This window comes from Massilia sp. ST3, assembly GCF_018119405.1.
In the GTDB taxonomy this organism is placed as follows: Bacteria; Pseudomonadota; Gammaproteobacteria; order Burkholderiales; family Burkholderiaceae_D; genus Telluria.
The window spans coordinates 56,637-80,988 of record NZ_JAGPWC010000013.1 but is presented as its reverse complement, the minus strand read 5'-3'; the positions used below and the strand labels follow the sequence as shown (position 1 = coordinate 80,988).

General features: G+C 68.3%; 16 protein-coding genes and 1 tRNA gene. 9 read left to right on the top strand and 8 right to left on the bottom strand.

Annotation, left to right across the window (positions count from 1 at the left end; translation table 11 throughout):
* Nucleotides 1-21: 21 nt before the first annotated feature.
* Nucleotides 22-972, bottom strand: a complete 951-nt coding sequence (locus KBW98_RS06575; RefSeq protein ID WP_211519321.1) for a LysR substrate-binding domain-containing protein — start codon at nucleotides 970-972, stop codon at nucleotides 22-24.
* Between the two features lie 101 nt (nucleotides 973-1,073).
* Between KBW98_RS06575 and KBW98_RS06570 the strand changes: the two genes are divergently transcribed.
* Nucleotides 1,074-2,303, top strand: a complete 1,230-nt coding sequence (locus KBW98_RS06570) for a urate hydroxylase PuuD (RefSeq protein ID WP_211519320.1) — start codon at nucleotides 1,074-1,076, stop codon at nucleotides 2,301-2,303.
* Complete coding sequence (locus KBW98_RS06565) at nucleotides 2,303-3,538, top strand: M20/M25/M40 family metallo-hydrolase (protein WP_211519319.1); 1,236 nt, start codon at nucleotides 2,303-2,305, stop codon at nucleotides 3,536-3,538. Before KBW98_RS06570 ends, KBW98_RS06565 begins: the two co-directional genes overlap by 1 nt.
* A 12-nt stretch (nucleotides 3,539-3,550) precedes the next feature.
* Here the strand turns inward: KBW98_RS06565 and KBW98_RS06560 are convergent, their stop codons facing one another.
* Nucleotides 3,551-5,800 carry a hypothetical protein gene (locus tag KBW98_RS06560; protein ID WP_229429024.1) on the bottom strand — a complete coding sequence of 750 codons (2,250 nt, stop codon included), beginning with the start codon at nucleotides 5,798-5,800 and terminating at the stop codon, nucleotides 3,551-3,553.
* Nucleotides 5,801-5,950: 150 nt separating this feature from the next.
* A complete protein-coding gene (locus KBW98_RS06555) occupies nucleotides 5,951-8,305 on the bottom strand; it encodes a prolyl oligopeptidase family serine peptidase (protein ID WP_211519318.1) in 2,355 nt (784 codons plus the stop codon).
* A 636-nt stretch (nucleotides 8,306-8,941) separates the two neighbouring features.
* Between KBW98_RS06555 and KBW98_RS06550 the strand changes: the two genes are divergently transcribed.
* The 7 genes from KBW98_RS06550 (at nucleotide 8,942) to KBW98_RS06520 (ending at nucleotide 19,154) form a co-directional block, all read left to right on the top strand.
* Complete coding sequence (locus KBW98_RS06550; protein WP_211519317.1) at nucleotides 8,942-9,586, top strand: ANTAR domain-containing response regulator; 645 nt, start codon at nucleotides 8,942-8,944, stop codon at nucleotides 9,584-9,586.
* A gap of 23 nt (nucleotides 9,587-9,609) precedes the next feature.
* Nucleotides 9,610-10,782 (top strand): CmpA/NrtA family ABC transporter substrate-binding protein, encoded by a 1,173-nt coding sequence (locus KBW98_RS06545; protein ID WP_211519316.1) that lies wholly within the window; start codon nucleotides 9,610-9,612, stop codon nucleotides 10,780-10,782.
* Between the two features lie 247 nt (nucleotides 10,783-11,029).
* The gene (locus tag KBW98_RS06540; protein ID WP_211519315.1) at nucleotides 11,030-12,328 is read left to right on the top strand and encodes an MFS transporter; all 1,299 of its coding nucleotides are present in this window, start codon (nucleotides 11,030-11,032) and stop codon (nucleotides 12,326-12,328) included.
* 23 nt (nucleotides 12,329-12,351) lie between these two features.
* A complete protein-coding gene (gene nirB, locus KBW98_RS06535) occupies nucleotides 12,352-14,880 on the top strand; it encodes a nitrite reductase large subunit NirB (RefSeq protein ID WP_211519314.1) in 2,529 nt (842 codons plus the stop codon).
* 23 nt (nucleotides 14,881-14,903) lie between these two features.
* Nucleotides 14,904-15,251 carry a nitrite reductase small subunit NirD gene (gene nirD, locus KBW98_RS06530; protein WP_211519313.1) on the top strand — a complete coding sequence of 116 codons (348 nt, stop codon included), beginning with the start codon at nucleotides 14,904-14,906 and terminating at the stop codon, nucleotides 15,249-15,251.
* Entirely contained in the window at nucleotides 15,236-16,459 is a 1,224-nt protein-coding gene (locus KBW98_RS06525) for an NAD(P)/FAD-dependent oxidoreductase (protein WP_211519312.1), read from the top strand. Before nirD ends, KBW98_RS06525 begins: the two co-directional genes overlap by 16 nt.
* 16 nt (nucleotides 16,460-16,475) lie before the next feature.
* Nucleotides 16,476-19,154, top strand: a complete 2,679-nt coding sequence (locus KBW98_RS06520; protein ID WP_373888915.1) for a molybdopterin-dependent oxidoreductase — start codon at nucleotides 16,476-16,478, stop codon at nucleotides 19,152-19,154.
* A 22-nt stretch (nucleotides 19,155-19,176) separates the two neighbouring features.
* On the opposite strand, the gene KBW98_RS06515 is transcribed toward KBW98_RS06520, so the two are convergent.
* From KBW98_RS06515 to ispB, 5 genes are all read right to left on the bottom strand, one after another.
* A complete protein-coding gene (locus KBW98_RS06515) occupies nucleotides 19,177-20,145 on the bottom strand; it encodes a hypothetical protein (RefSeq protein ID WP_211519311.1) in 969 nt (322 codons plus the stop codon).
* A gap of 2 nt (nucleotides 20,146-20,147) precedes the next feature.
* Complete coding sequence (locus KBW98_RS06510; RefSeq protein WP_211519310.1) at nucleotides 20,148-20,897, bottom strand: DUF6345 domain-containing protein; 750 nt, start codon at nucleotides 20,895-20,897, stop codon at nucleotides 20,148-20,150.
* Nucleotides 20,898-21,114: 217 nt separating this feature from the next.
* Entirely contained in the window at nucleotides 21,115-22,839 is a 1,725-nt protein-coding gene (locus tag KBW98_RS24135; protein ID WP_307727584.1) for a methyl-accepting chemotaxis protein, read from the bottom strand.
* Between the two features lie 303 nt (nucleotides 22,840-23,142).
* Nucleotides 23,143-23,219: transfer RNA gene (locus KBW98_RS06500), tRNA-Pro, on the bottom strand.
* Between the two features lie 52 nt (nucleotides 23,220-23,271).
* A complete protein-coding gene (gene ispB, locus KBW98_RS06495) occupies nucleotides 23,272-24,201 on the bottom strand; it encodes an octaprenyl diphosphate synthase (protein WP_373888914.1) in 930 nt (309 codons plus the stop codon).
* Between the last annotated feature and the right edge of the window lie 151 nt (nucleotides 24,202-24,352).

The window sequence follows — 24,352 nt, the reverse complement described above, 5'->3', positions numbered from 1 at the left end:
ATATGCCGTAACGCATAGCTCCTATTTTGGCACGGGCGCCGGCACCAGGGCCCGCGCCGCGCTGCTGACCTGGTCGCGCAGCCACTTGTGCTCGGTCGACTGGTGCACGCGCTGGTGCCACAGCTGGTAGAAGCGCATCGGCGGGAACTTGATCGGCACCGTGAAGCTCTTCAGGGGCAGGGTCTTTTCGTAGAAGCGGATGAACTGGCGCCCCGTCGTCAGCACCAGGTCGCTCTGGGTCAGCATATACGGGATCACGCCGAAGTAGGGCGACTCGACGGCCACCTTGCGCTGCATGCCTTGCCGCTCCAGGAAGGCGTCGATCACCCCATGGTAGCCCGGCAGCATCTGGGTCGGGGCGACGTGGGGCAGGCTCAGGTAGTCCTCGACCGTCATCGCGTCGAACGCCGTGCGCCGCGCGTAGGGGCTGTCGGCGCGCATCACGCAGGTGATCGGATCTTCGAACAGCTTGGAGATGTGCAGGTGGGGCGGCGGCTCGTCCCAGTTGGCGATCACCAGGTCCATCTCGCCGTCCGACAGCATGCGCAGGTAGTCCAGGCCCGGGCCCAGGCTGTGGATCACCACCTTGCTGTTGGGCGAATTGCGGCGCAGCGCGGCCACCACGTTGGGCAGGAACTGGATGTCGAGGTAGTCGGGGGCGGCGATGTGGAAGGTGCGCGCCGCCTGCTCGGGCACGAAGGGCGACTTCCTGACGAACAGGCCCTCGGCTTCGTCGAGGATGCGCTTGGCCGGGTTCAACAGGCTTTCGCCGTGCTGGGTGGGCACCATGCCCCGCGCGCCGCGCACCAGCAGCGGGTCGCCGGTGAGCTCGCGCAGCTTGCGCAGAGAGGCCGAGATCGAGGGCTGCGGCTGGTTCAGCTTGAGCGCCACGCGCGACACGTTCTTTTCGACCAGCAGCAGATACAGGATGCGGATCAGGTGCAGGTCGAGGTGCTGGGGCAGGCTGGACATCGTTGCGTATATCAAGATGGATATGTCGAATATACGCTAGTTTTCATGTTGCTGTTGTGGAATCGGTTTATTGTCGAAGCATTCCATCACCAGGAAGCTCTATGGACGTGTTCGGCTATTTGACACCCTATGCCCTCGAGTGGCTGAACCTGCTCGTGCGCTGGCTGCACATCATCACCGGCATCGCCTGGATCGGCGCTTCCTTCTATTTCGTCTGGCTCGACAACACCATCCGCCCGCCGGCGCCCGGCTCCGAGCTGGCGAACAAGGGCGTGTCGGGCGAGCTCTGGGCCGTGCACGGCGGCGGCTTCTACAACCCGCAAAAATACCTGGTGGCACCCGCCGAGCTGCCGAAGGAACTGCACTGGTTCAAGTGGGAAGCCTATTCGACCTGGCTGTCCGGCTTCGCGCTGCTGTTCATCGTCTATTACTTCAACGCCCAGGCCATGATGGTCGACCGCAGCGTGGCCGATTTGTCGAGCTGGCAGGCGGTGGGCATCGGCCTGGGCAGCCTGGTGCTGGGCTGGATCGTCTACGACCTGCTGTGCCGCTCGCCGCTGGGCAAGCGCGACCTGCCGGTGGGCGTGCTGATCTTCCTGTTCCTGCTCGCGTCGAGCTGGGTGCTGACCCATTTGCTGAGCGGCCGCGCCGCCTACCTGCATGTGGGCGCGATGATCGGCACCATGATGGTGGCCAACGTGGCGATGGTGATCATCCCCGGCCAGCGCAAGATGGTGAACGCCATGCTGGCCGGCCAGAAGCCCGATCCGGCCTACGGCATCCGGGCCAAGCAGCGCAGCGTCCACAACAATTACTTCACCTTGCCGGTGCTGTTCATCATGATCAGCAACCACTACGCCATGACCTACCGCCACGAGCATGCCTGGGCGGTGCTGGGCGTGATCATGCTGGCCGGCGTGCTGATTCGCCACTTCTTCAACCTGCGCCACAAGGGCCGCGTCGAATGGAAGTATCCGGCGGCGGGCGTCGCGCTGCTGCTCGGCCTGGCCGTGGCGCTCGCGCCGGAAGCGCCGGTGCAGGGAGCTGCGCAGGCCGACGTAAAGGCGCAGTTCGCCGCCGTGCGCACCATCGTCGACCAGCGCTGCGTGGCCTGCCATGCGCAGCAGCCCACCCAGCCGGGCTTCGCCGCGGCGCCCGCCGGCGTCATGCTGCACACCCCGGAACTCATCCACCAGAACGCCGCGCGCATCTACCAGCAGACGGTGCAGACCAAGGCGATGCCGCTGGCGAACCTCACCAACATGACCGATGCCGAACGCGCCCAGGTCGCGGCGTGGTTCGAAACCGGCGCCAAGACAGGGAACAACTAATGGACACGCAACTGCAGGAACGCCTGCTGCAATGGATCGACGCCCACTTCGACGAGGAAGTCGGCTTCCTCCAGCAGGTGGTGCGCATTCCAACCGATACCCCGCCGGGCAACAATGCGCCGCATGCGGAGCAGGTGGCCGCCATGCTGGGCGCCTTCGGCTGGCAGGCCGAGCAGCATGCGGTGCCGGAACAGCAGGTGCGCGACTACGGCATGGAGAGCATCACCAACCTGATCGTGCGCAGGCCCTATGGCGCGGGCGGCCCGACCCTGGCCCTGAACGCCCACGGCGACGTGGTGCCGCCGGGCGAGGGCTGGACCAGACCGCCCTACGGCGCGGTGGTCGAGGACGGCGTCCTGTACGGACGCGCGGCGGCGGTCTCGAAGAGCGACTTCGCCACCTACGTGTACGCGGTGCGCGCGCTGGAGGCCCTGGGCGTGCCCTTGAAAGGGGCGCTGGAGCTGCACTTCACCTACGACGAGGAATTCGGCGGCCTGCTGGGGCCGGGCTGGCTGCTCGAGCGGGGGCTGACCAAGCCGGACTACGTGATCGCCGCCGGCTTCGCCTACAACATCGTCACCGCCCACAACGCCTGCCTGCAGCTCGAGATCACGGTGCACGGCAAGGCCGGCCACGGCGCGATGCCGGAAACGGCGGTCGACGCGCTGCAGGCCGCGACCCGCATCCTGAACGCGATCTACGGCCAGCTTCCGGAACTGAAGAAGATCAAGAGCAAGGTGCCGGGCATAGATTCGCCGACCATGCTGGTGGGCCGCATCGACGGCGGCACCAATACCAATGTGGTGCCGGGCAAGGTGGTGATGAAGATGGACCGGCGCATGATTCCGGAAGAAGACCCGGTGGCGGTCGAAGCCGGGGTGAGGGCGCTGATCGAGGACGCGGTGCGCGATCTGCCCGGCATCCGGCTCGAGATCCGGCGCCTGCTGCTGTCGCACGCGCTGCGCCCGCTGCCGGGTTCCGAGCAGCTGGTGGCGAGCCTGCAGCGGCACGGCCGCGAGGTATTCAAGGAAGAGATCACGGCCCAGGGCACGCCGCTGTACGCCGATGCGCGCCTGTACGGCGAGCGCGGCATCCCGGCGGTGCTGTATGGCGCCGGGCCGCGCACGGTGCCGGAATCGAACGCCAAGAAGGCCGACGAGCGCCTGCAGCTGGACGACCTGCGCAAGGCCACCAAGGTGGTGGCGCTGACCCTGCTCGATTTCCTCGGGCCGTAGGGCTGAGCCGATTTATTTGTCGGCGTCGTCCGCGCCCGTGCGCGGCACGATCGCGAACTGCGGGCCGGCGCCGTAGTCCGGCTTGACGCTGCGCGCCATGAACTTGCGCCAGGCGCGCCGGCCTTCTTCGCCGAGGACGTCGGCGGCGTAGGCCAGGGCCGGCTGCATGTTCGACGGGAAGCCGGTTTCTTCGCTCGAATAGCCGGTCATTTCATCCGGCTTGAGCTTCAGGGCCGCGGCCATCGCGCCGCCGCCGCATTCCAGGTCCTTGATCTCCGGCGCATGGCTGGCGCGGAAGGCTTCGCCGATGGTCCGGTAATAGGGACTGGTGGCGCTGTCGCGCACCGTCAGGTTGTACATCGCGGCGGTGATCCAGCAGCTGCCTTCGCCCGTCATGCGCAGCACCGGGAACCTGGCTTTCCAGGCCAGCAGCGGGCGCGCCTTGGTGAAGCCCAGCTCCGCGATGTGGCCGATGGCCGAGGTGAAGAAGTCGTCCATCCACGGCGCCAGCGCGGTCTTGCGCTGGTAGGTGGCGGCGTAGCCGTTGACGATCACGTGCAAGCTGTTGGCCTGCGGGTTGCGCGGGTATTCCGCGTTGTACCAGTCCAGGTTGCTGTCCAGGATGCGCAGCAAATCCTTCTTGAGCGGATGCCCGTCCGGCGTGATGTAGGCCGCTTCCGCCAGCGTGCGCAGGCCCCAGGCCTGGCCGCGCACCTGCTCCGGCTTGAGCAGGCCCTTGGCATGCTCGCGGTAGGCCGGGTTCGAATTGAAGACGCTGTACATGGCCCAGAACTGCAGCTCTTCCAGGTAGTAGTGGTCGCCGGCCAGGAGGTAGGGCAGGTAGGCGAAGTTCGGCTGGTGCGAGACGTCCTGCCGGTTCGGCGTCTTGCAGGCGTCGGGACGGGCGCACTCCGGGAAGGCTTCGGACTTGCCGGTGGCCGGGTTGCGCGTGTCCTTGGGCGTGCCCATCAGGGTCATGTAGGGATAGTCGATCAGGCTGACCGGCAGGCCGCTACGGCGGTCGCGGTAGTGGATGGACCAGCTGCCGGCCAGGTCGGCGGTGGCGAAGGTGATTTCGCCGGCGCGCCGGTCCATGCCCAGCAGGTACATGGCGGCCCATCCGGGCAGCAGCCCGATGTCGGGGCGCCCGCCGGTGGTCGGCATGGCGCGCATGGCCTGGCCGACGCCCATCGGCTCGGTCTTCGGCCCCTTCCATGCCGCCACCATCTTGTCGAGGGTGCGGCCGTCGACCTGCACGCCGCGGTCGTAGTTGGGCAGCGCGCGCGTGTCGATCAGGTAGCCGGGATCGTGGCGTACGTGGACGGCCGCTTCGCCGCCCCACCAGAAGGTCTTGCGCCAGCGCGCGTGGTGGTAATGCTCGAGCCCCTCCCTGGTGTAGACCGGCGTGCCGCCGACCTCGACCTGGACGTCGTAGACGATGTTGCGGGGCGCCGGCTCGAAGGCCCAGTTGTTCTCCAGCGCGACGTCCACGCGCGCCCGGCCCAGGCCCGGGAACCAGCGCACGGCGAAGCGCGCCGCCAGGTGCGGGTGCGCTTCGCCGCCGGGGCCGAGCAGGGGCGTGGACAGCAGCCATTCGTGGGCGACCGGGCCGGCCAGCCAGGCCTGGGGCCTGGGGCCCGCCAGCAGCTTGTCGAGCGAGGCGCCATAGGGACGGCCCTCGACCATGGTCTTGACGCTGGCCGTCAGGCCGGCGCGCAGCAGGGCGGCCGGGGTGGCATCGCCTTTGGGGTCGCTTGCGGCGGGCGCCTTGTCGCCGTGTACCAGGCCAAGCGCGACCGGCTTGTTGCCGGGCGCGGGCACGATGCCCGAGATGACGGCGTGGCGCAGCGAGCCGTCGGGGTGGCTGGCCTTGACGTCGACCTGCAGCGGCACGCTGCCCCCATCCGCCAGGCGGCCCGCCAGGCGCGCTCCGCGTTCCACCACGCCGGGGGCGAAGACCTGGCCGAAGGTGACCGGGACCTTGTCGCCTGCAGAGGCCGGGCCGGCGCCTTCGATCCAGACGGTGGCGATGGCGCCCTGGACCGGGACCGGCTTGGCACGGCCGGCAGGCGGCGCGGACTTGGGTTGTGCAGGGGTGTCGGGCCTGGCCTTGGGATCGTCGCCGTAGCGGGCGTCGAGCACGCGTTGCCAGTCGAGTTTTGCGCCTTCGGGGAGGGACTGGGCGTGGGCCAGGGAGGAAAGAAGGACGAGGGTGAGGAAGTAGAACTTGGGTTCCGGCCTTCGCCGGAACGACGTTTCCAAGCCGCAGGCCGATGGCGCCACATCGGCCCGCTCCGTTCGCACGTCGTTCCGGCGAAGGCCGGAACCCAAGTTTCTCAGCAAACCACGCACCATCATCTCTACCCGTATAAACGAAAAAGGCGCCTCGAGGGCGCCTTTCATCTTACCGCGTTACTGCTTGAGCGTGCGCTCGAACAGCTTGTAGATGCGGCGGTACTGGTCGAACCAGGCTTCCGGCTGCACGTAGGCGTGGCGCTCCAGCGGGTAGCTGGCCAGCTCCCAGTTGTCCTTCTTGAGTTCGATCAGGCGCTGGGCCATGCGCACCGAGTCCTGGTAGAACACGTTGTCGTCGATCATGCCGTGCGAGATCAGGAGGTGGCCCTTGAGGTTCTCGGCGTACTCGATCGGCGACGAGACCTTGTAGGCCTGCGGGTCGACGTCCGGGGTGTTCAGGATGTTGGCGGTGTACTCGTGGTTGTAGGTGGTCCAGTCGGTCACCGGGCGCAGCGCGGCGCCGGACTTGAACACCTCGGGGGCGCGCATCAGGGCCATGAAGGTCATGAAGCCGCCGTAGCTGCCGCCGTAGACGCCGACGTTGGCGGCGTCGCCCTGGTGCTCCTTGACCATGTAGTTGACGCCGTCGATGTAGTCCTGCAGTTCCGGGGTGCCCATCTGGCGGTAGATCGCGTTGCGCCACTTGGCGCCGTAGCCCTTCGAGGCGCGGTAGTCCATGTCCAGCACCACGTAGCCCTTCTGCACCAGCAGGTTGTGGAACATCTGTTCACGGAAGTAGTTCGGGTAGCGCTTGCTGACGTTCTGCAGGTAGCCGGCGCCGTGCACGAACATCACGACCGGGTACTTCTTGCCCGCTTCCAGCTGGGCCGGGCGGTACAGCTTGGCCCAGACCGGGTCGCCGCCGGCGCTCGAGGGCACGGCCACGTACTGCGGCTCGATCCAGGTGCGCGCCTTGTAGTCCGCGCTGCGGGTGTCGGTCAGCTTGGTGGCGGCGCCGCCCGAGGCCGCGACGGTCGCGATCTGCACCGGGGTGTAGCTGGCCGACCAGTGCAGCAGCAGCTTGCTTTCATCCGGCGACAGGCGGAAGCGTTCCACGCCGTCGAGCTGGGTCACTTCGCGCACGGCGCCGGTCTTGCCGTTGACGGCGCAGACTTCGTAGTCGCCCGGATTGGCGCGGTTGCACATCACGTAGGCGGTGCCGCCGTCGCGGGTCCAGCGCACGTCCGAGGCTTCCCACTTGCCCTGGGTCAGTGCACGGGTGCTCCCGGTCGCGGCGTCGGCCGTGTACAGGTGCGAATAGCCGCTTTCCTCGGACAGGAACCACAGCGTGCGGTTGTCCGGCAGCCAGCCGAACTCGTTGTTGTCGTAGTTGACCCAGGCGCCGTCGGTCAGGCGGTGCAGCGGCTTGAGCCTGGCGCCCGCCAGGTCGACGGTGGCGATCCAGCGATCCTTGTTGTCGACCGAGCGCAACATGACGGCCACGCCGGCGCCGTTGGCGCTCCACGACACCGCCTCGGCGCCGTCGATCACGCGCACCGCGCGCTTGCCTTTCAGCGGATCGAGCTTGGCGGCGGCGCGCAGCGCGGCCAGCGGGTCCTGGTCCACGCCCGGCAGCACGTCGAAGGAGAGGTCCTGCACCTTGTTGGTGCGCAGGTCGACCAGCTTCAGTGCATGGCCGGCCGGCTGGTTGCGTCCCACGCGGGTGCGCTGGTCGTCGAATTCCTCGTAGCCCGACTCGGTCACGTAGCGCGGCATCTTGCCGACGCGGCCCTTGTCGCCGCCTTTGGGCGCGGTGGCGACGATCAGCCAGCGGCCGTCCGGCGACAGGCTGCTGCTTTCGATCTCGACCTTGTCGCCGAGGTAGACCGGGGCCGGGGCCATGCTCGGGTCGATGCGGCGCAGTTCCTCGGTGCGCAGGCGCATGGTGTCGCGCTCGTCCTTCTGGCGCTTGAGGGTGGCGATCAAGCGCAGCTGCATGGCGCGCAGCGCGTCGTCGTCGCTGGCCGCAGGGTCCTTGGCGGCGCGCGGCAGGGCGGCCGGGCCGGCGAGCTTGCTGGCGCGGTCCCACTGGTACCAGTCGTTGCCGACGCGGTACTGCACGCCGCGGCCGTCGGCGGCGAACTGCGCGGCGTCGACCTTGCCGGCGCCGCGCGTGATCTGGGCCAGCTCGCCGTTCTTCAGGTTGCGCTCGAACAGGTCGCCGTTGCGCAGCACCAGCATGCGGCTGTGGTCCGGGTTATACGAGACGTCCGGGCTGTCGATCTTGCCCAGTTCGGTGTCCGCCACCAGGCGCGGCTTGGCGCCGGCCTGGAAGGTGTCGCGCAGCGGCGAGCCGGTGCGCTTCTGCTTGTAGTAGACCTGCTTGCCGTCCCAGCTCCACCATGCGGCTTCCACCGGCGTGCCGATCCAGTCCGGATGGTCCATGGCCTGGTCGAGGGTGATGGGCGTGGAGGCCGCCGCCGGCAGCGCGATCAGCGCCGCGAGGATCGTGGGGAAGAAGGGTGGTCGCATCGTGATAGTGGTAAGTAGAGGTGAACGCAGTCTTGCCCGGTAAGGCGAGTGCATTCTAGCTCAGCCACTGCTTGCAGCGGGTCAAACCACGATGGTTTTTTTGCCGTAAAGACAAACGCCGATCACACGTATGTATGACCGGCGCTGGAGAGGATGCCGTGTTGCGCCGCAGCGCAGGCGGCAGACGCTCAGACGGCTTTGTACGGGCCTTTCGGCGGGCGCGGCAGGAACATGGCGACACGGCCCGCAATGACCAGCACGGCCAGGGCGACGCTGAGGTATTCGAGCGGGCTCATGAAGTTAGCCTCGCACCGAAGGCGCCCAGCCGCCGTGGGCGGCGTAGAGTTCTTGCGAAAAGCTACGGATGGCGGACAGGGCGGCGGTAAAGAAGTTGGTGGTAGCGGTCATGGGGATTCTCCGGTAAATACTGCGATGTTGCGTTGCAGTATAGAACGGGATTCGTCATAAACAAACTTTAGATTCGTGATCCCAGCGATACATGAAATGAATAATTGTTGCGCTGACCCTGCTCCAGATATGTGTTGCGCGAATGTCTTGCCACACGGCGCGTGAATAAGAAGGGCATCCTTTCATTCCAAGAATCAAGGTGGTGCGAATCTTGCATGACTGTTCGGCATGAAATCGCCAGACCGTGCTTCACCTCACCTGCGTATCGTCGTCGTGCTTCCCGCCACCGCCCCCGGCGCCGACCCGGACGCGCGCCATGCCGAGCAGGCCCGGCGCAGCGCCGCGCTGCGCATCGGCCTGCTGGAATCGGGCTACGACCTGGTCGCCTCGCTGCCGGCCGACGTTTTCCTGCCCGAGCGCATCGCCCAGCTGCAGCCGGACCTGATCATCGCCGACAGCGAGCTCGATGCGCGCGACATCCTCGAGCACATCGTGATCGCCACCCGCGACGAGCGCCGTCCGATCGTCCTGTTCACCGAGGACGACGCCCCGGCCAGCATGGATGCGGCGATGGCCGCCGGGGTCTCGGCCTACATCGTGGCGGGGCTGCAGCCGGAGCGGGTCAAGCCGGTGCTGGACGTGGCGCTGGCGCGCTTCCGGCGCGAACAGCAGCTGCTGGGCGAACTGTCCGACACGCGCCGCAAGCTGGCCGAGCGCAAGCTGGTGGACCGCGCCAAGGGCCTCCTGATGACGCGCCATGCGCTGAGCGAGGAGCAGGCCTACCAGCGCCTGCGCAGCCTGGCGATGAACAAGAACATGAAGCTGGCGGAGATCGCGCAGCGCATCCTCGACGTGGAAGACCTGCTGGGCTGAACGCCTGCGGGGAAAGGAAAACAATGAACCTGCCAGGTGGCGGCGCATGGGCCGCCGGATCGGACAAGCCCGAGATCGACACGATCCGGATCGGCTTCATGCCGCTGGCCGACTGCGCGCCGGTGGTGATGGCCTCGGTGCTGGGGCTGGACGAGAAGCACGGCGTGAAGTTCCGGCTCAGCCGCGAACTGTCCTGGACCGGCATGCGCGAGCGCCTGCTGGGCGGGGAGCTGGATGCGGCCCACGTGCTGTATGGGCTGCTGTACGGCGTCCACCTGGGCATCGGCAGCCGGCAGCAGCCGATGGCGGTGCTGATGAACCTGAACCAGAACGGCCAGAACATCACGCTCTCGCGCCGCCTGGCCGCCTTCGCGCACGACCCGGCCCTGCTGGAGCGGCTGCTGCACGAGGAGCGCCGCCGCCTGACCCTGGCGCACACCTTCCCGACCGGGAACCACGCGCTGTTCCTGTACTACTGGCTGGCGGCCGCCGGCATCGACCCGGTCGCCGACTGCCGGGTGGTGACCGTGCCCCCGGGCCAGATGGCGTCCAGCCTCGCGGCCGGGCACATGGACGGCTTCTGCGCCGGCGAGCCCTGGGGCCAGCGCGCACTGCGCGAGGGCACGGGGATCCTGGCCGCGTCCAGCGAACGGATCTGGCCGAACCACCCCGGCAAGGTGCTGGGCACGCGCGCCGATTTCGCCGACACCCATCCGCACGCCTGCCGCGCCATGGTCGCGGCCCTGCTGGAGGCCGCGCGCTGGCTGGACGCGGCGCGCGCCAACCGCGAGGCGGCGGCCGAGGCGCTGGCCAGCCCGGCCTATGTCAACGCCGGCCGCGAGCTGCTGGCCTACTGCCTGGCCGGACGCCATGCGGAGGGCGGTCACTGGCGCGGCCACAACGGCTTGCGCTTCTTTGCGGACGGCGAGACGAGCTTCCCCTGGCTGTCGGACGGGATGTGGTTCATGACCCAGCAGCGGCGCTGGGGCCTGTTGACGAGCGATCCGGACTACGCGGCGGTGGCGCGCGCGGTCAACCGCATCGACCTGTACCGCGCGGCGGCGGCGCAGAGCGGCACGCCGCTGCCGTCCGGCGAGATGCGCAGCTCGATCCTCATCGACGGCGTGCCCTGGGACGGCGCCGATCCGGCCGGGTATGCCGCCGCAGGCCGCGTGCGCACGCGCCAGGCGCTGTAAAGACGCACGCCCGTGCATCATTCTGGGGAATGGTGCACTGCAATGTAGCGCCATCGGTGAAGGTATCCGGGCGTTCCCCTCTGTGGCCAATGTGGCACGGCTCTTGCTCATACACCTGACAGGATCAATGGCGATCCACGGTATTTCACCGCCGGCCTAACGAGGGGCCGGCACTGGACAACGGCGTCCGCGGCTGCTGCCTTCCGGCAGACAGCGCGGACGCCTTTTTGTTTTCAAAGGAAGAAACATGGCCAGCAAAGCGGACAGCATCACGCTCTTCTCGTTCACCGGCGCGCCGATGCGCGCCTTCCACCTGACCTGGGTGGCCTTCTTCGTCTGCTTCTTCGCCTGGTTCGCCTGCGCACCGCTGATGCCGGTGATCAAGGGCGAATTCGGGCTGTCGATGGAACAGATCGCCAACATCAACATCGCCGCCGTCGCCATCACCATCTTCGTGCGCCTGCTGGTGGGCCCGCTGTGCGACCGCTTCGGCCCGCGCAAGACCTATACCGGCCTGCTGCTGCTGGGTTCCATCCCGGTGCTGGGGGTGGCCATGGCGCAGAGCTACGAAAGCTTCCTGCTGTTCCGCCTGGGGATCGGTGCGGTCGGCGCCAGCTTCGTGATCACCCAGTACCACACCTCCGTCATGTTCAGCCCGAAGATCGTCGGCACCGCCAACGCGGCCGCCGCCGGCTGGGGCAATGCGGGCGGCGGCGCGGCCCAGGCCCTGATGCCGCTGCTGCTGGGCGCCGTGGTGATGCTGGGCGTAAACGAGGCCCTGGGCTGGCGGGTGGCGCTGGTGGTGCCGGGCGTCCTGATGATCGTGATGGCCTGCGTCTACTGGCGCTACACCCAGGATTGCCCGGATGGTAACTACGAGGACCTGCGCAAGGCCGGCGCGATGCCGGAAGGTTCCAGCAAGGGCGGCTGGGCGAGCTTCGCGGCCGGCTGCCGCAACCACCGCGCCTGGCTGCTGTTCGTCACCTACGGCGCCTGCTTCGGCATCGAGATCTTCATCCACAACATCGCCGCCGTCTACTACGTCGAGCACTACGGCCTGTCGCTGGGCGCGGCCGGCCTGGCCGCCGGCAGCTTCGGCCTGCTGGCCCTGTTCGCCCGCGCCCTGGGCGGCTGGGTCTCGGACCGCGCCGCCCGCGCCGGCACCCTGAACAGCCGCATCACGGTGCTGTTCGTCCTGATGATCGGCGAGGGCCTGGGCCTGCTGTGGTTCGCCAACGCCGACGCCGTCGCCTTCGCCGTGATCGCCATGCTGGTCTTCGGCCTGTTCACCCACATGGCCTGCGGCGCGACCTACGCGCTGGTGCCCTTCGTGGCGCCCAAGGCCCTGGGCGGCGTGGCCGGCATCGTCGGCGCCGGCGGCAACGTCGGCGCGGTGGCCGCCGGCTTCCTGATGAAAGGCACGGGCGACGTGCGCCAGACCCTGGTGATCCTGAGCGTGCTGGTCCTGGCCTCGAGCATCTGCGCGATCGCCGCGCGCTTCACCATGACGGCCGCCGACAGCGCACCGGCCGCGACCCCGGCTTAGTTTGCAGCATAAAGGAGTAGAACATGCATATCGTCGTCATCGGCCACGGCATGGTGGGCCACAAATTCGTCGAAACCCTGGCCAAGGAAGCGCGCCCTGGGCTGCGCATCACGGTGCTGGGCGAGGAGCCGCGCCCGGCCTACGACCGGGTCCACCTGTCGGAATTCTTTGCCGGGAAGAGCGCGGACGCGCTGTCGCTGGTCGAACCGGGCTTCTTCGAGCGCGAGGATGTGGTCCTGCGCCTGAACACGAAGGTCGTCGCGGTCGACTGCGACGCCCGCAGCGTCAGCCTGGAGAACGGCGAGCAGGTGGCCTACGACAAGCTGGTGCTGGCCACCGGCTCCTACCCCTTCGTGCCGCCGGTGCCGGGCGCGGACCGCAAGGATTGCTTCGTCTACCGCACCATCGAGGACCTGGAAGCGATGCAGGAGTGCGGGGCCCGCTCGCGCACCGGCGTGGTGGTGGGCGGCGGCCTGCTCGGCCTTGAATGTGCGAAAGCGCTGCGTGACCTGGGCCTGGCCGCCCACGTGGTGGAGTTCGCGCCGCGCCTGATGGCGGTGCAGGTCGACGAGCCGGGCGCGCGCCTGCTGCGCGCCAAGATCGAGGAGCTGGGCGTGGGCGTGCACACCCAGAAGAACACGCTCGCCATCGTCGACGGCGAGGAGGGCACCCACCGCATGCAGTTCGCCGACGGCAGCCACCTGGACACGGACATGATCGTGTTCTCGGCCGGCATCCGTCCGCGCGACGAACTGGCGCGCAAGGCCGGGCTGGCGATCGGCTCGCGCGGCGGCATCGTGATCGACAACCGCTGCCTGACCACCGACCCGCATGTCTACGCGATCGGCGAGTGCGCCCTGTGGAACGGCCAGCTGTTCGGCCTGGTGGCGCCGGGCTACGACATGGCGCGCACGGCCGCGCGCCACATCCTCGGCACCGACGCGGACTTCGCCGGCGCCGACATGAGCACCAAGCTCAAACTGATGGGCGTGGACGTGGCCAGCATCGGCGACGCCCATGGCGCCACGCCGGGCTGCCGCAGCTACCAGTTCCTGGACGAGCGCAAGCAGGTCTACAGGAAAATCGTCACCTCCGAGTGCGGCAAGTACCTGCTGGGCGCGGTGCTGGTGGGCGACGCCGCTTCCTACGGTTCGCTGCTGCAGACGGTGCTCAACCGCATCGAGCTGCCCGAGGCGCCGGAGTTCCTGATCCTGCCGGACGGCGGCGGTCTCGAGCGTCCCGCCATCGGCGTCGACAAGCTCCCGGCCGGCGCCCAGATCTGTTCCTGCAACGACGTCTCGAAAGGCGCGCTGTGCGAGGCGGTGGCGGGCGGCGCCACCACGGTCGGCGCCCTGAAGAGCTGTACGAAAGCCGGTACGGCCTGCGGCGGCTGCGTCCCCCTCATGACCCAGGTGATGAACGCGGAGCTGAAGAAGCTGGGCGTGGCGGTGAACAACCACCTGTGCGAGCACTTTCCGTATTCGCGCCAGGAGCTCTACCACCTGGTGCGGGTGGAAGGCATCCAGAGCTTCGGCGCGCTCTTGGCCCGCCACGGCAAGGGCCTGGGCTGCGACATCTGCAAGCCGACCGTGGCCAATATCCTGGCCTCGGTCTGGAACGACTTCGTGTTGAAACCCAAGCATGCCAGCCTGCAGGATTCGAACGACTACTTCCTCGGCAACATCCAGAAGGACGGGACCTATTCCGTGGTGCCGCGCATGCCGGGCGGCGAAGTGACCGCCGACGGCCTGATCGCGGTGGGGCAGGTGGCCAAGAAGTACGGCCTGTACACCAAGATCACCGGCGGCCAGCGGGTCGACCTGTTCGGCGCCCGCGTGGAGCAGCTGCCCGCGATCTGGGAAGAGCTGATCGCGGCCGGCTTCGAATCCGGCCACGCCTACGGCAAGTCGCTGCGCACCGTGAAGTCCTGCGTCGGCTCGACCTGGTGCCGCTACGGCGTGGGCGACAGCGTCGGCTTCGCCATCGCCCTGGAAAACCGCTACAAGGGCCTGCGCGCGCCGCACAAGATCAAGTTCGGCGTCTCCGGCTGCACCCGCGAATGCGCGGAAGCCCAGGGCAAGGACGTTGGCCTGATCGCCACCGACAAGGGCTGGAACCTGTACGTGTGCGGCAACGGCGGCATGAAGCCGCGCCACGCGGAACTGATTGCGTCCGACCTGGACGACGCCACCGTGGTGCGCTACATCGACCGCTTCCTGATGTTCTACGTGCGCACCGCCGAGCGCCTGCAGCGCACCAGCGTGTGGCGCGAGAACCTCGAAGGCGGCCTGGATTACCTGAAGCAGGTCGTGATCGAGGACAAGCTGGGCATCGCCGAGGAGCTCGAGGCCCAGATGCGGCACGTGGTCGACACCTATGCCTGCGAATGGAAGGAAGCCGTCCTAGATCCGGCCGTGCGCCGCCGCTTCCGCCACTTCGTCAACAGCGAGCAGGGCGACAGCAATGTCGTGTTCGTGCCGGAGCGCGGCCAGATCCGCCCGGCCGACCCCGACGAGCGCCGCCGCGTCATTCCCATCGCCAGCGCAGCATAAGCACATTTCGAAGGAGGACTACCATGCACCGTGATCTTCAACTGGACAACTGGACCGCCATCTGCGCCATCGACGAGATCGTCCCCGACACCGGCGTGGCCGCGCTGCTGAACGGCCGCCAGGTGGCGGTGTTCCGCCTCGGCGAGCAGGAACCGCGCGTGTTCGCGATCGATAACTACGATCCGAACTCGGAAGCCGCCGTGCTCTCGCGCGGCCTGGTGGGCAGCATCGGCGAGCGCATCGTGGTCGCCTCGCCGATCTACAAGCAGCACTTCGACCTGCAGAGCGGCGAATGCCTGGAAGCGCCCGAGCGCTCGGTGGCCAGCTACCCGGCGCGCCTCGAAGGGGGCAAGGTATGGATCGCAGCGTAAAACAGAAACTGGTGGTGGTGGGCAACGGCATGGCCGGCATGCGCACCGTCGAGGAGCTGCTGGCGCTTGCGCCTGGCATGTACGACATCACCGTGTTCGGCGCCGAGCCGCGGGTGAACTACAACCGCATCATGCTCTCGCCCGTGCTGGCCGGCGAGAAGGCCTTCGAGGACATCGTGCTGCATACCCGCGCATGGTATGCGGAGCAGGGCATCGCCCTGCACGCGGGCGACCCGGTGGTGGCGATCGACCGCCAGCGCCGCAGGGTGCGCGCGGCGAGCGGCCGCGAGGTCGCCTACGACCGCCTGCTGCTGGCCACCGGCTCCCAGCCCTTCATCGTGCCGGTGCCGGGATCGCAACTGCCCGGCGTGGTGGGATTCCGCGACCTGGACGACGTCGAGACCATGCTGCGGGCCGCGCGCGCGGGCGGCCACGCGGTCGTGATCGGCGGCGGCCTGCTGGGCCTGGAAGCGGCCAACGGCCTGCTGCGACGCGGGATGCAGGTCACCGTGGTGCACCTGACCGGCAGCCTGCTCAACCAGCAGCTCGACGGCGATGCCTCGCTGCTGCTGAAGGCCGCCCTGGAATGCCGCGGCTTGCGCATCCAGCTCTCCAGCCAGACCGCCGCCATCCTGGGTGAGGAACGGGTCGAGGGCGTGCGCTTCGCCGACGGCGGTGAATGCGCGGCCGACCTGGTGGTGATGGCGGCCGGCGTGCGTCCCAATGTGGCGCTGGCGAAGGAAGCCGGCCTGCACGTCGAGCGCGCCATCGTGGTCGACGACACCCTGCAGACCTATGATCCGCGCATCTACGCGGTGGGCGAGTGCGTCCAGCACCGCAAGAACACCTTCGGCCTGGTGGCCCCGATCTGGGACCAGGCGCGCGTCTGCGCCGCCCACCTGGCCGGCCTGGGCCACCGCCGCTACGTGCAGCAGGCCACCGCCACCAAGCTGAAGGTCACCGGCATCGATTTGTACTCGGCCGGCGACATCGTCGGCGGCGCCGGCAGCGAAGACCTGGTGCTGCGCGACCGCCGTTCCGGCGTCTACAAGCGCCTGGTGCTGGCGGACAACCGCGTTACCGGCGCCGTGCTGTATGGCGACGTCTCGGACGGTCCCTGGTACTTCGAGCTGATCCAGCGGCGCGCCGACATCAGCGCCTTCCGCGACCGGCTGCTGTTCGGGCCGGCCCTGTGCGAAGCGGCCTAAAGGATCCATGATGGACATGCACCTCAAACCAGTCCGCACCACCTGTCCTTACTGCGGCGTGGGTTGCGGCATCAAGGCCACCCCGGCCGGCGGCGCCGGCGCGCTGATCGAAGGCGACGTCCTGCATCCGGCGAGCCGCGGCCGCTTGTGCGTCAAGGGCTCGGCCCTGGGCGAGACCCTGGACCTCGGCGGACGCCTGCTGCATCCTGCCGTCCGCGAGGAGGGCAGGCTGCGCCGAACCGGATGGGACGAGGCGCTCGACCGGGTGGCGCAGCGCTTTTCGGCCATCATCGCCGAGCACGGACCGGACGCGGTGGCGCTCTACGTCTCCGGCCAGCTGCTGACCGAGGACTACTACGTCGCCAACAAGTTCATGAAGGGCTATGTGGGCAGCGCCAACATCGACACCAACTCGCGCCTGTGCATGTCCTCCGCCGTGGCGGGACACAAGCGCGCTTTCGGCGAGGACGTGGTGCCCGGCTGCTACGAGGACTTCGAGGAAGCCGACCTGATCGTGCTGGTCGGCTCGAACGCCGCCTGGTGCCACCCGACCCTGTTCCAGCGCATTGCCAGGGCGAAGGAGGCGCGCCCGGAACTGCGCATCGTCGTGGTCGACCCGCGCCGCACCGCCACTTGCGAGCTGGCCGACCTGCATCTGCCGGTCAAGCCGGGCACCGACGTCTGGCTGTTCAACGGCCTGCTGAGCTATCTGGCGCGTCACGGTGTCGTTGATACGGGATTCGTTGCGGCCCATACCGAAGGCCTGGAAGGCGCGCTGGCCGTGGCCGGCGAAGAGGGCGCGGACCCCGACCTGGTGGCGCGCGCCTGCGGCCTCGACCCCATGCTGCTGCGCGAGTTCTACGCCTTGTTCGCCGCGACGGAAAAAACCGTCACCGCCTTTTCGATGGGCGTGAACCAGTCCAGCAGCGGCACCGACAAGGTCAACAGCATCATCAACTGCCATTTGCTGACCGGCCGCATCGGCAAGCCGGGCATGGGCCCGTTCTCGCTGACCGGCCAGCCGAACGCCATGGGCGGGCGCGAAGTGGGCGGCCTGGCCAATATGTTGGCGACCCACCTCGACATCGACAATGCCGCCCACCGCGAGGCCGTGCGCAGCTTCTGGGATGCGCCGCGCATCGCCGATAAACAGGGCCTGAAGGCGGTCGACCTGTTCCGCGCGGTGGAAGCAGGCACGGTGAAGGCGGTGTGGATCATGGCCACCAACCCGGTGGTCAGCCTGCCCGACGCCGACCAGGTGCGCCGTGCACTGGACGCCTGTGAACTGGTCGTGGTGTCCGACGTGGTGGGCGACACCGACACCGCCGCCTATGCCGACGTGCTGCTGCCGGCCCTGGCCTGGGGCGAGAAGGACGGCACGGTCACCAATTCCGAGCGCTGCATCTCGCGCCAGCGCGCCTTCCTGCCGGCGCCGGGCGAGGCGCGCGCCGACTGGCAGGCGTTGTGCGGCGTGGCCCAGCGCATGGGCTATGCCGGCTTCGAGTACCTCGGCGCGCACGAGATCTTCGACGAGCATGCGCGCCTCTCGGCCTGGCGCAATGCACCGGACGCGCTGCCGCGCGCCTTCCGCCTCGATCCGCTGGTGGGCATGGACCGCCTGGCCTACGATGCGCTGGAGCCCGTGCAGTGGCCACTGGCCAGCCGCACGACGGGGACGGCGCGCATGTTCGCGCAGGGCGGCTTCTCGCATCCGGGCGGGCGCGCGCGCTTCGTCCCGACCGCGCCACGCCTGCCGAAGGGCAAGCCAGGCGGCGAGTTCCCGCTGGCCCTGAACACCGGCCGCCTGCGCGACCAGTGGCACACGATGACGCGCACCGGCAAGTCGCCGCGCCTGGCCGGGCACGCGCCCGAACCCTTCGTCGACCTGCATCCGCACGATGCGCTGCTGGCCGGCGTGCGCGAGGGCGAGCTGGCGCGCGTGAGCAGCGCCTGGGGCGCGATGGTGGCGCGCGTGGTCCATGGCGGCGGCATCGCGCGCGGTTCGGTGTTCGTGCCGATCCACTGGAACGGCCAGACGGCGTCGGATGCGCGCGTCGGCGCCCTGGTCAACCCGGACGTCGACCCGGTCTCGGGCGAACCGGAGTTCAAGCACACCCCGGTGCGGGTGGAGCCCTTCGGCGTGGCCTGGCACGGCTTCATTCTCAGCCGCGAGGAGCTGGGACTGGAGCGTATCGCCAACTGGACGCTGGTGCGCGGCAGCGGCTTCGTGCGCTACGAACTGGGCGGGCGCGAAGCGGTCTCGCCCGAGCGCGCCCGCGCCCTGCTGGGGGCGGGCGAGGACGCCGACTGGATCGAATACGAGGACAAGGCGGAAGGCATGCTGCGCGCGGCCCTGGTGCTGGAGGGCCGCCTGCAGGCCTGCCTGTTCGTGTCGCGCCGCCCGGATTTACCCTCGCGCGCCTGGCTGGGCAGCCTGTTCGAGCTGGAAGCGCTGGGCCCGATGGAGCGCGCGACCCTGCTGGCGGCGCGCGCGCCCAAGCAGGGGCCGGACCCGGGGCCCACGGTCTGCTCCTGCTTCGGCGTGGGCCGCAACACCATCATGCTGGCGATACGGGACAAGGACCTGAAGACCTCGGGAGACGTCACCGCCTGCGTGCGCGCCGGCGGCAACTGCGGTTCATGCGTGCCCGAGATCCGCAAGCTGCTTGACGAGGTCCGCTGCGCCGAAGCCTGAGCCGCGGCGCAGCGGCCGCGCCTCAAGCCAGGGCCGGCTTGCAGTGTTCGCCGCGCGTCGCGGTGAGCACGGAGTCGACGCCGTACAGCGGCAGCTCCATGTAAGGGCGGGCCGTGGCGTGCACCGCAATCACGTAGGCCTGGCGTTCCTGCTTGTGGCGCAGCGCGATCTGGGCCACGAAGGCCGGCGCCAGCAGGCGCTGGGACTTGCGCCGGCCGGTGTCGAGGTAGCCGAACTGCATGAGAGCGTAGTCGATCACGTCCGCCGGCAACGGATCCCTGGCGCGGCCGAGCAGGCCGATCAGGCGTTCGACGACCTGGCGGATGGCCTGGTCCTGCCCGATGATGGGAGCGCTGTCCAGGACCTCGCCCAGCAGCGGACGCACGTTGACCGACAGCCCGTCGACACGGCCGTCGCCCGCCAGGGTGAGCGCGGCCGAGGCCGCGCCCAGCACGGGAATCCCTGCCACTGCGTGGCGCCAGGCCCCGGTGGCGCGCACCAGCAGCGGCTGCGACACGCGCTCCTCGCGGTCCGCGCCCTGCGCCTTGGTCTGCCACAGGCGCTCGAAGGCGAGGCTGCCGCCTTGTTCGCTCCAGGATGCCAGCTTCAGGCGCTCGGCGGCTTCGCCCAGGCGGCGCACCAATACGGCGGATTGCTCCAGGCGCTCGAAGGGCGCGGCGAAGGGCGCCAGGCCGGAACGGTATTCCAGCGCGCCCGAGGCATGGTAGACGGTGGCGCGCGCGCCTTCCGGCAGGTGGACCAGGCTGCGGTCGCCGCGATCGAGGACGTGGGCCCGGTCGGTGGGACAGGTGCCGCTTTCCTCGATCGTGTTCAGGAAGCGGTTGATGCGCGCCCGGGTCTCGTCGCGGGTGAGCTGGCGCAGCGCGACGATGTCGGCGCGCGCGGGGATGGCTGTGGCGCCGGGCTGGGCCGAAGACAGGCTCGCGCTCAGGCTCTTGGCCAGGCTGTCGGTCAGGTGTTGGTCGTTCATGGTCAGCCCTCCGTCCACATCCACAGGAGACATGCCTGCTGGGCAGGCGCCAGGTCGGGGTCGACGCTTCCTTCGCCCCACAGGTGGTCGCGGTTGAGGTAGGAGCGGTCCCAGCGAATATTGCCGCCGTTCCAGGTGGCCGCATCGCCGACGCACACGGTGATGGGATGGTTGTCGACCCACCAGTCCGAGACCCCGTTGTGCCAGGCGTGGCAGACGGTGTCGCCGTCCGTCAGCTTGTCGGCCACGTCTTCGCCGCACTCGTCGGTGGTGATGCCGTCCCACATGTTGCCCCAGGCGCCGCAGTAGATGTGCATGCGCGCGAAGATGTTCCACAGGCCGGTGACGCGGTTCAGGTCCACCGTCTCGCAGGAATAGGCCATCACCCACTCGTTGTTCCAGTCCTCGCCCAGCTGCCACCCGTTGGAATAGGTGCGCCAGTTGGTGCGCGCCGTGTCGTACAGCATGCGCGCGTTGCCGTTGGCTTCGTGGCCGCCGTGGGTCTCGATCCAGAACAGGTCGACGTTGTCGACCCAGTTGCGGTCGTCGCCGCCCTGGTCGAGGTCGCGGATGTCGGTTTCCCAGACGTCGGTGTTGGCCCAGTAGAACGAGCGCGTGTGGCCGGCGGAGCGCAGCTTCGCGTCGAAGCCGTTACTGCGGTTGAAGGTGTAGGTCAGGTCTCCCGCCGTGCTGATGCCGGCGGCGCGCGCATGATTGAAGTACCGGATTGCTTCCACTCCGAAACTCGCCATGGAGTTCTCCTTTCGTATCGGTGGGCTACGTTGACGTCCCGTCGCAGGCGCATCAGGCGGTAGCAAGCAATACAGTAGAGGGAGCGGACGAGCGGACTCTGGCGTAAGTTAAGAAAGGCGGCGGTTGGGGGGCGCCGCGGCAGGGCGGGGACACCGGGGCTTGCGTGGCGTCCAAGGGAAATGCACGCCCGGCATCGCTGCACGGGCGTGCGGGGATTCAGAAGGTTTCCCAGCCGTCGGCGTCGGCGGTGGCCGCCGCCTGGCGCTGGGGCGCGGACCTGGCCGCGTACAGTGGCTTCGCGGGCTTTGCGGTGGACAAGGCCTTCGGGCCCGAGCGTGCGCTTGCAAGCGGGGCCGCCGGGGCGGGCGCGGCCTGCGTGCCGTCGAGGCGGAACACGCTGACCGCATCGCTCAGGCGCGCCGCCTGCACCTGCATCGCTTCCGATGCGGCCGCCGCTTCCTCGACCAGGGCGGCATTCTGCTGGGTCACCTGGTCCATCGAGGCGATGGCCTGGTTGATCTGCTCGATGCCCACGGTCTGCTCCAGGCTGGCGGCGCTGATCTCGCTCATGATGTCGGTCACGCGCTTGACGCTGTCGACGATCTCGAGGATGGTGGCGCTGGCCGCGTCCACCTGCCGGCTGCCGTTCTCGACCTTGCTGGTCGAGTCTTCGATCAATCCCTTGATTTCCTTGGCGGCGCCGGCCGAGCGCTGGGCCAGGTTGCGCACCTCGGTCGCGACGACGGCGAAGCCGCGGCCCTGTTCGCCTGCGCGGGCCGCTTCCACGGCGGCGTTCAGCGCCAGGATGTTGGTCTGGAAGGCGATGCCGTCGATCACGCCGATGATGTCGCGGATCTTGCTGGCCGAGGCGCTGATATCGGCCATCGTGCCCATCACTTCGCCGATGGCGGCGCCGCCTTTCTGGGCCACGCTGGAAGCGGCATCGGCCATCAGGTTGGCCTGGCGCGCGTTGTCGGCGTTCTGCTTGACGGTGCCGGTCAGCTCTTCCATCGAGGAGGCGGTTTCTTCCAGCGAGCTGGCTTGTTCCTCGGTGCGCGAGGACAGGTCCTGGCTGCCGGCCGCGACCTGGGCCGAGCTTGACGCGATGGCGTCGGTGCCGCCGCGCACCTGGACGACGATGCCGGCCAGCTTGTCGCGCATGGCCTGCATGGCCGCCATCATGCTGGTGCTGTCGCCCGCCTTCACCTCGACCGGGGAGGCGAGGTCGCCGGCGGCGATGCGCGCCGCCACCTCGGCCGCATAGCGCGGCTCGCCGCCGAGCTGGCGCAGCAGGGTGCGGGTGATGGCGGCCGCGGCCAGCACGCCGGCCACCAGCGCCAGGCAGCTCAGGCCGATGCTCATGTTACGCGCCCGCTCATAGGCCAGCAGCGAAGCCTCGCCCGCTTCCTTGTTGAGCCTGCCTTCCAGGACGATCAGCGCATTGGTGGCGGCGATCCACTGGTCCTGCAGCACCTGCAGCTCGGTGGTCAGGACCCGGGTGCTTTCCTCGCTCTGGTTGGCCAGGCCGAGCTGGGTGGCCTTCGCCAGCACCGGCACGGCGGCCGCCTCGGCCGCCGCCACCTGGGCCAGCGCGGCCTTTTCCTCGGGCAGGGCGCCGGGCTGGTCGAACAGGGGCGCCAGCTCCTTCCAGGTCTTGGCGTAGGTGGCGGCTTCGTCGTTCATGGCGCGCTGCTGCGCCGCCATCGCCGCGGGATCGGTCAGCAGGCCGATGTTGCGGACCTGGATCGCGCGGTTGCGGATAGTGTCGATGAGGACGTTCGCCAGTTCCACGCGCAGGTTGTTGTCCGTAATCTGGCGCGTGCTGCCGCGCATATCGGCCATGCCGTAGAGGGCCCCGACGAGGATGACGCACAAGAGCCCGAGGACCAGGGCGAAGCCGGTGCCGAGCATGGTGCCTACTTTCATGTTCGAGAGTTTCATGATGATGTTCGAGGTGGGTTCGCAAAGGCGCTGGCGCGCAATTAATGCCATTCGGCAATAATAGAAATACTCTCGAAAACTCTCCGTGTCGATGGCGAACTGGCAAGGAACGGAAAAAGCCCGGATCGCCAGGCTTTTTGTCGCTAAGTTCTGTGAACTGCGGGCGCGTATTGTTGTGTTGCCGATACGTTGGCGGCAGTGCGCGCGCCGGACGGCGGCATGGGAAGAAAATATGGACCCGGAAACGAACAAGGCCCATCGATCGATGGGCCTTGCAAGTGCTCGCGTGAACAAGCGAATTCGTGGTCGGGGTGAGAGGATTCGAACCTCCGGCCTCTACGTCCCGAACGTAGCGCTCTACCGGGCTAAGCTACACCCCGACGGTTTGAGATGGCATTTCTGTCATCTCGGGAAGGCATTACTTTAGTCGCTTTAGTGGTTCCTGTCAACAGCGAAACTGCAGAGCTGCAAGAGGCTGCGTTTGTATTCGGTGTCCGGCAAGGCCTCGATGGCGCGGGCCGCGCGCTGCGCCGCCTGCTCGGCCTGGGTGCGGGTATATGCCAGGGCGCCGCTCGAGGTGACGGCCGCCAGCACGGCGTCGAAATGCTGTTCGTCGCCCTGTTCGATGCAGGTGCGCACCAGCTCGCGTTCTTCGCTGCTGCCATGTTCCATCAGCCAGATCAGGGGCAGGGTCGGCTTGCCTTCGCGCAGGTCGTCGCCCACGTTCTTGCCGATCTCGGCGGCGTCGCCCGCGTAGTCGAGCACGTCGTCGATCAGCTGGAAGGCGGTGCCCAGCGAGCGGCCGTATTCGCCGGCCGCGGAGATCTGCTCGTCGTTCGCGCCGGCCACCAGGGCGCCGAGCTCGGCCGCCGCCTCGAAAAGCTTGGCGGTCTTGGAGCGGATCACGTTCAGGTAGCTTTCCTCGGTCACGTCCGGGTCGTGCATGTTCAGCAGCTGCAGCACTTCGCCTTCCGCGATCACGTTGGTGGCGTCGGACAGGATGCGCATCACGCGCATGTTGTCGAGGCCGACCATCATCTGGAAGGAGCGCGAGTACAGGAAGTCGCCGACCAGCACCGAGGCGGCGTTGCCGAACAGGGCATTGGCGGTCTGGCGGCCACGGCGCATCGAGGATTCGTCGACCACGTCGTCGTGCAGCAGGGTCGCGGTGTGGATGAACTCCACCACCGCCGCCAGTTCATGGTGCGCCGTGCCGCGGTAGCCGTAGGCATTCGCCAGCAGCAGCACCAGCACCGGGCGGATGCGCTTGCCGCCGGCGCTGATGATGTATTCGGCGATCTGGTTCACCAGGCTCACTTCCGAATGCAGGCGCTGCCGGATCACCGTGTTGACGGCCTCCATGTCGGTCGCGATGGAGGAGGTGAGGGAGTGTTGTTGGGCGTGTGGGATAGCGGCTGACAAGGCGAACCTGCAATAGATAGACAGTGATGCGATGAGTTTTTATCAATTGCGGCGATTATACGATAAGCCAGCAGCGCCCGTCCTGCTCGGC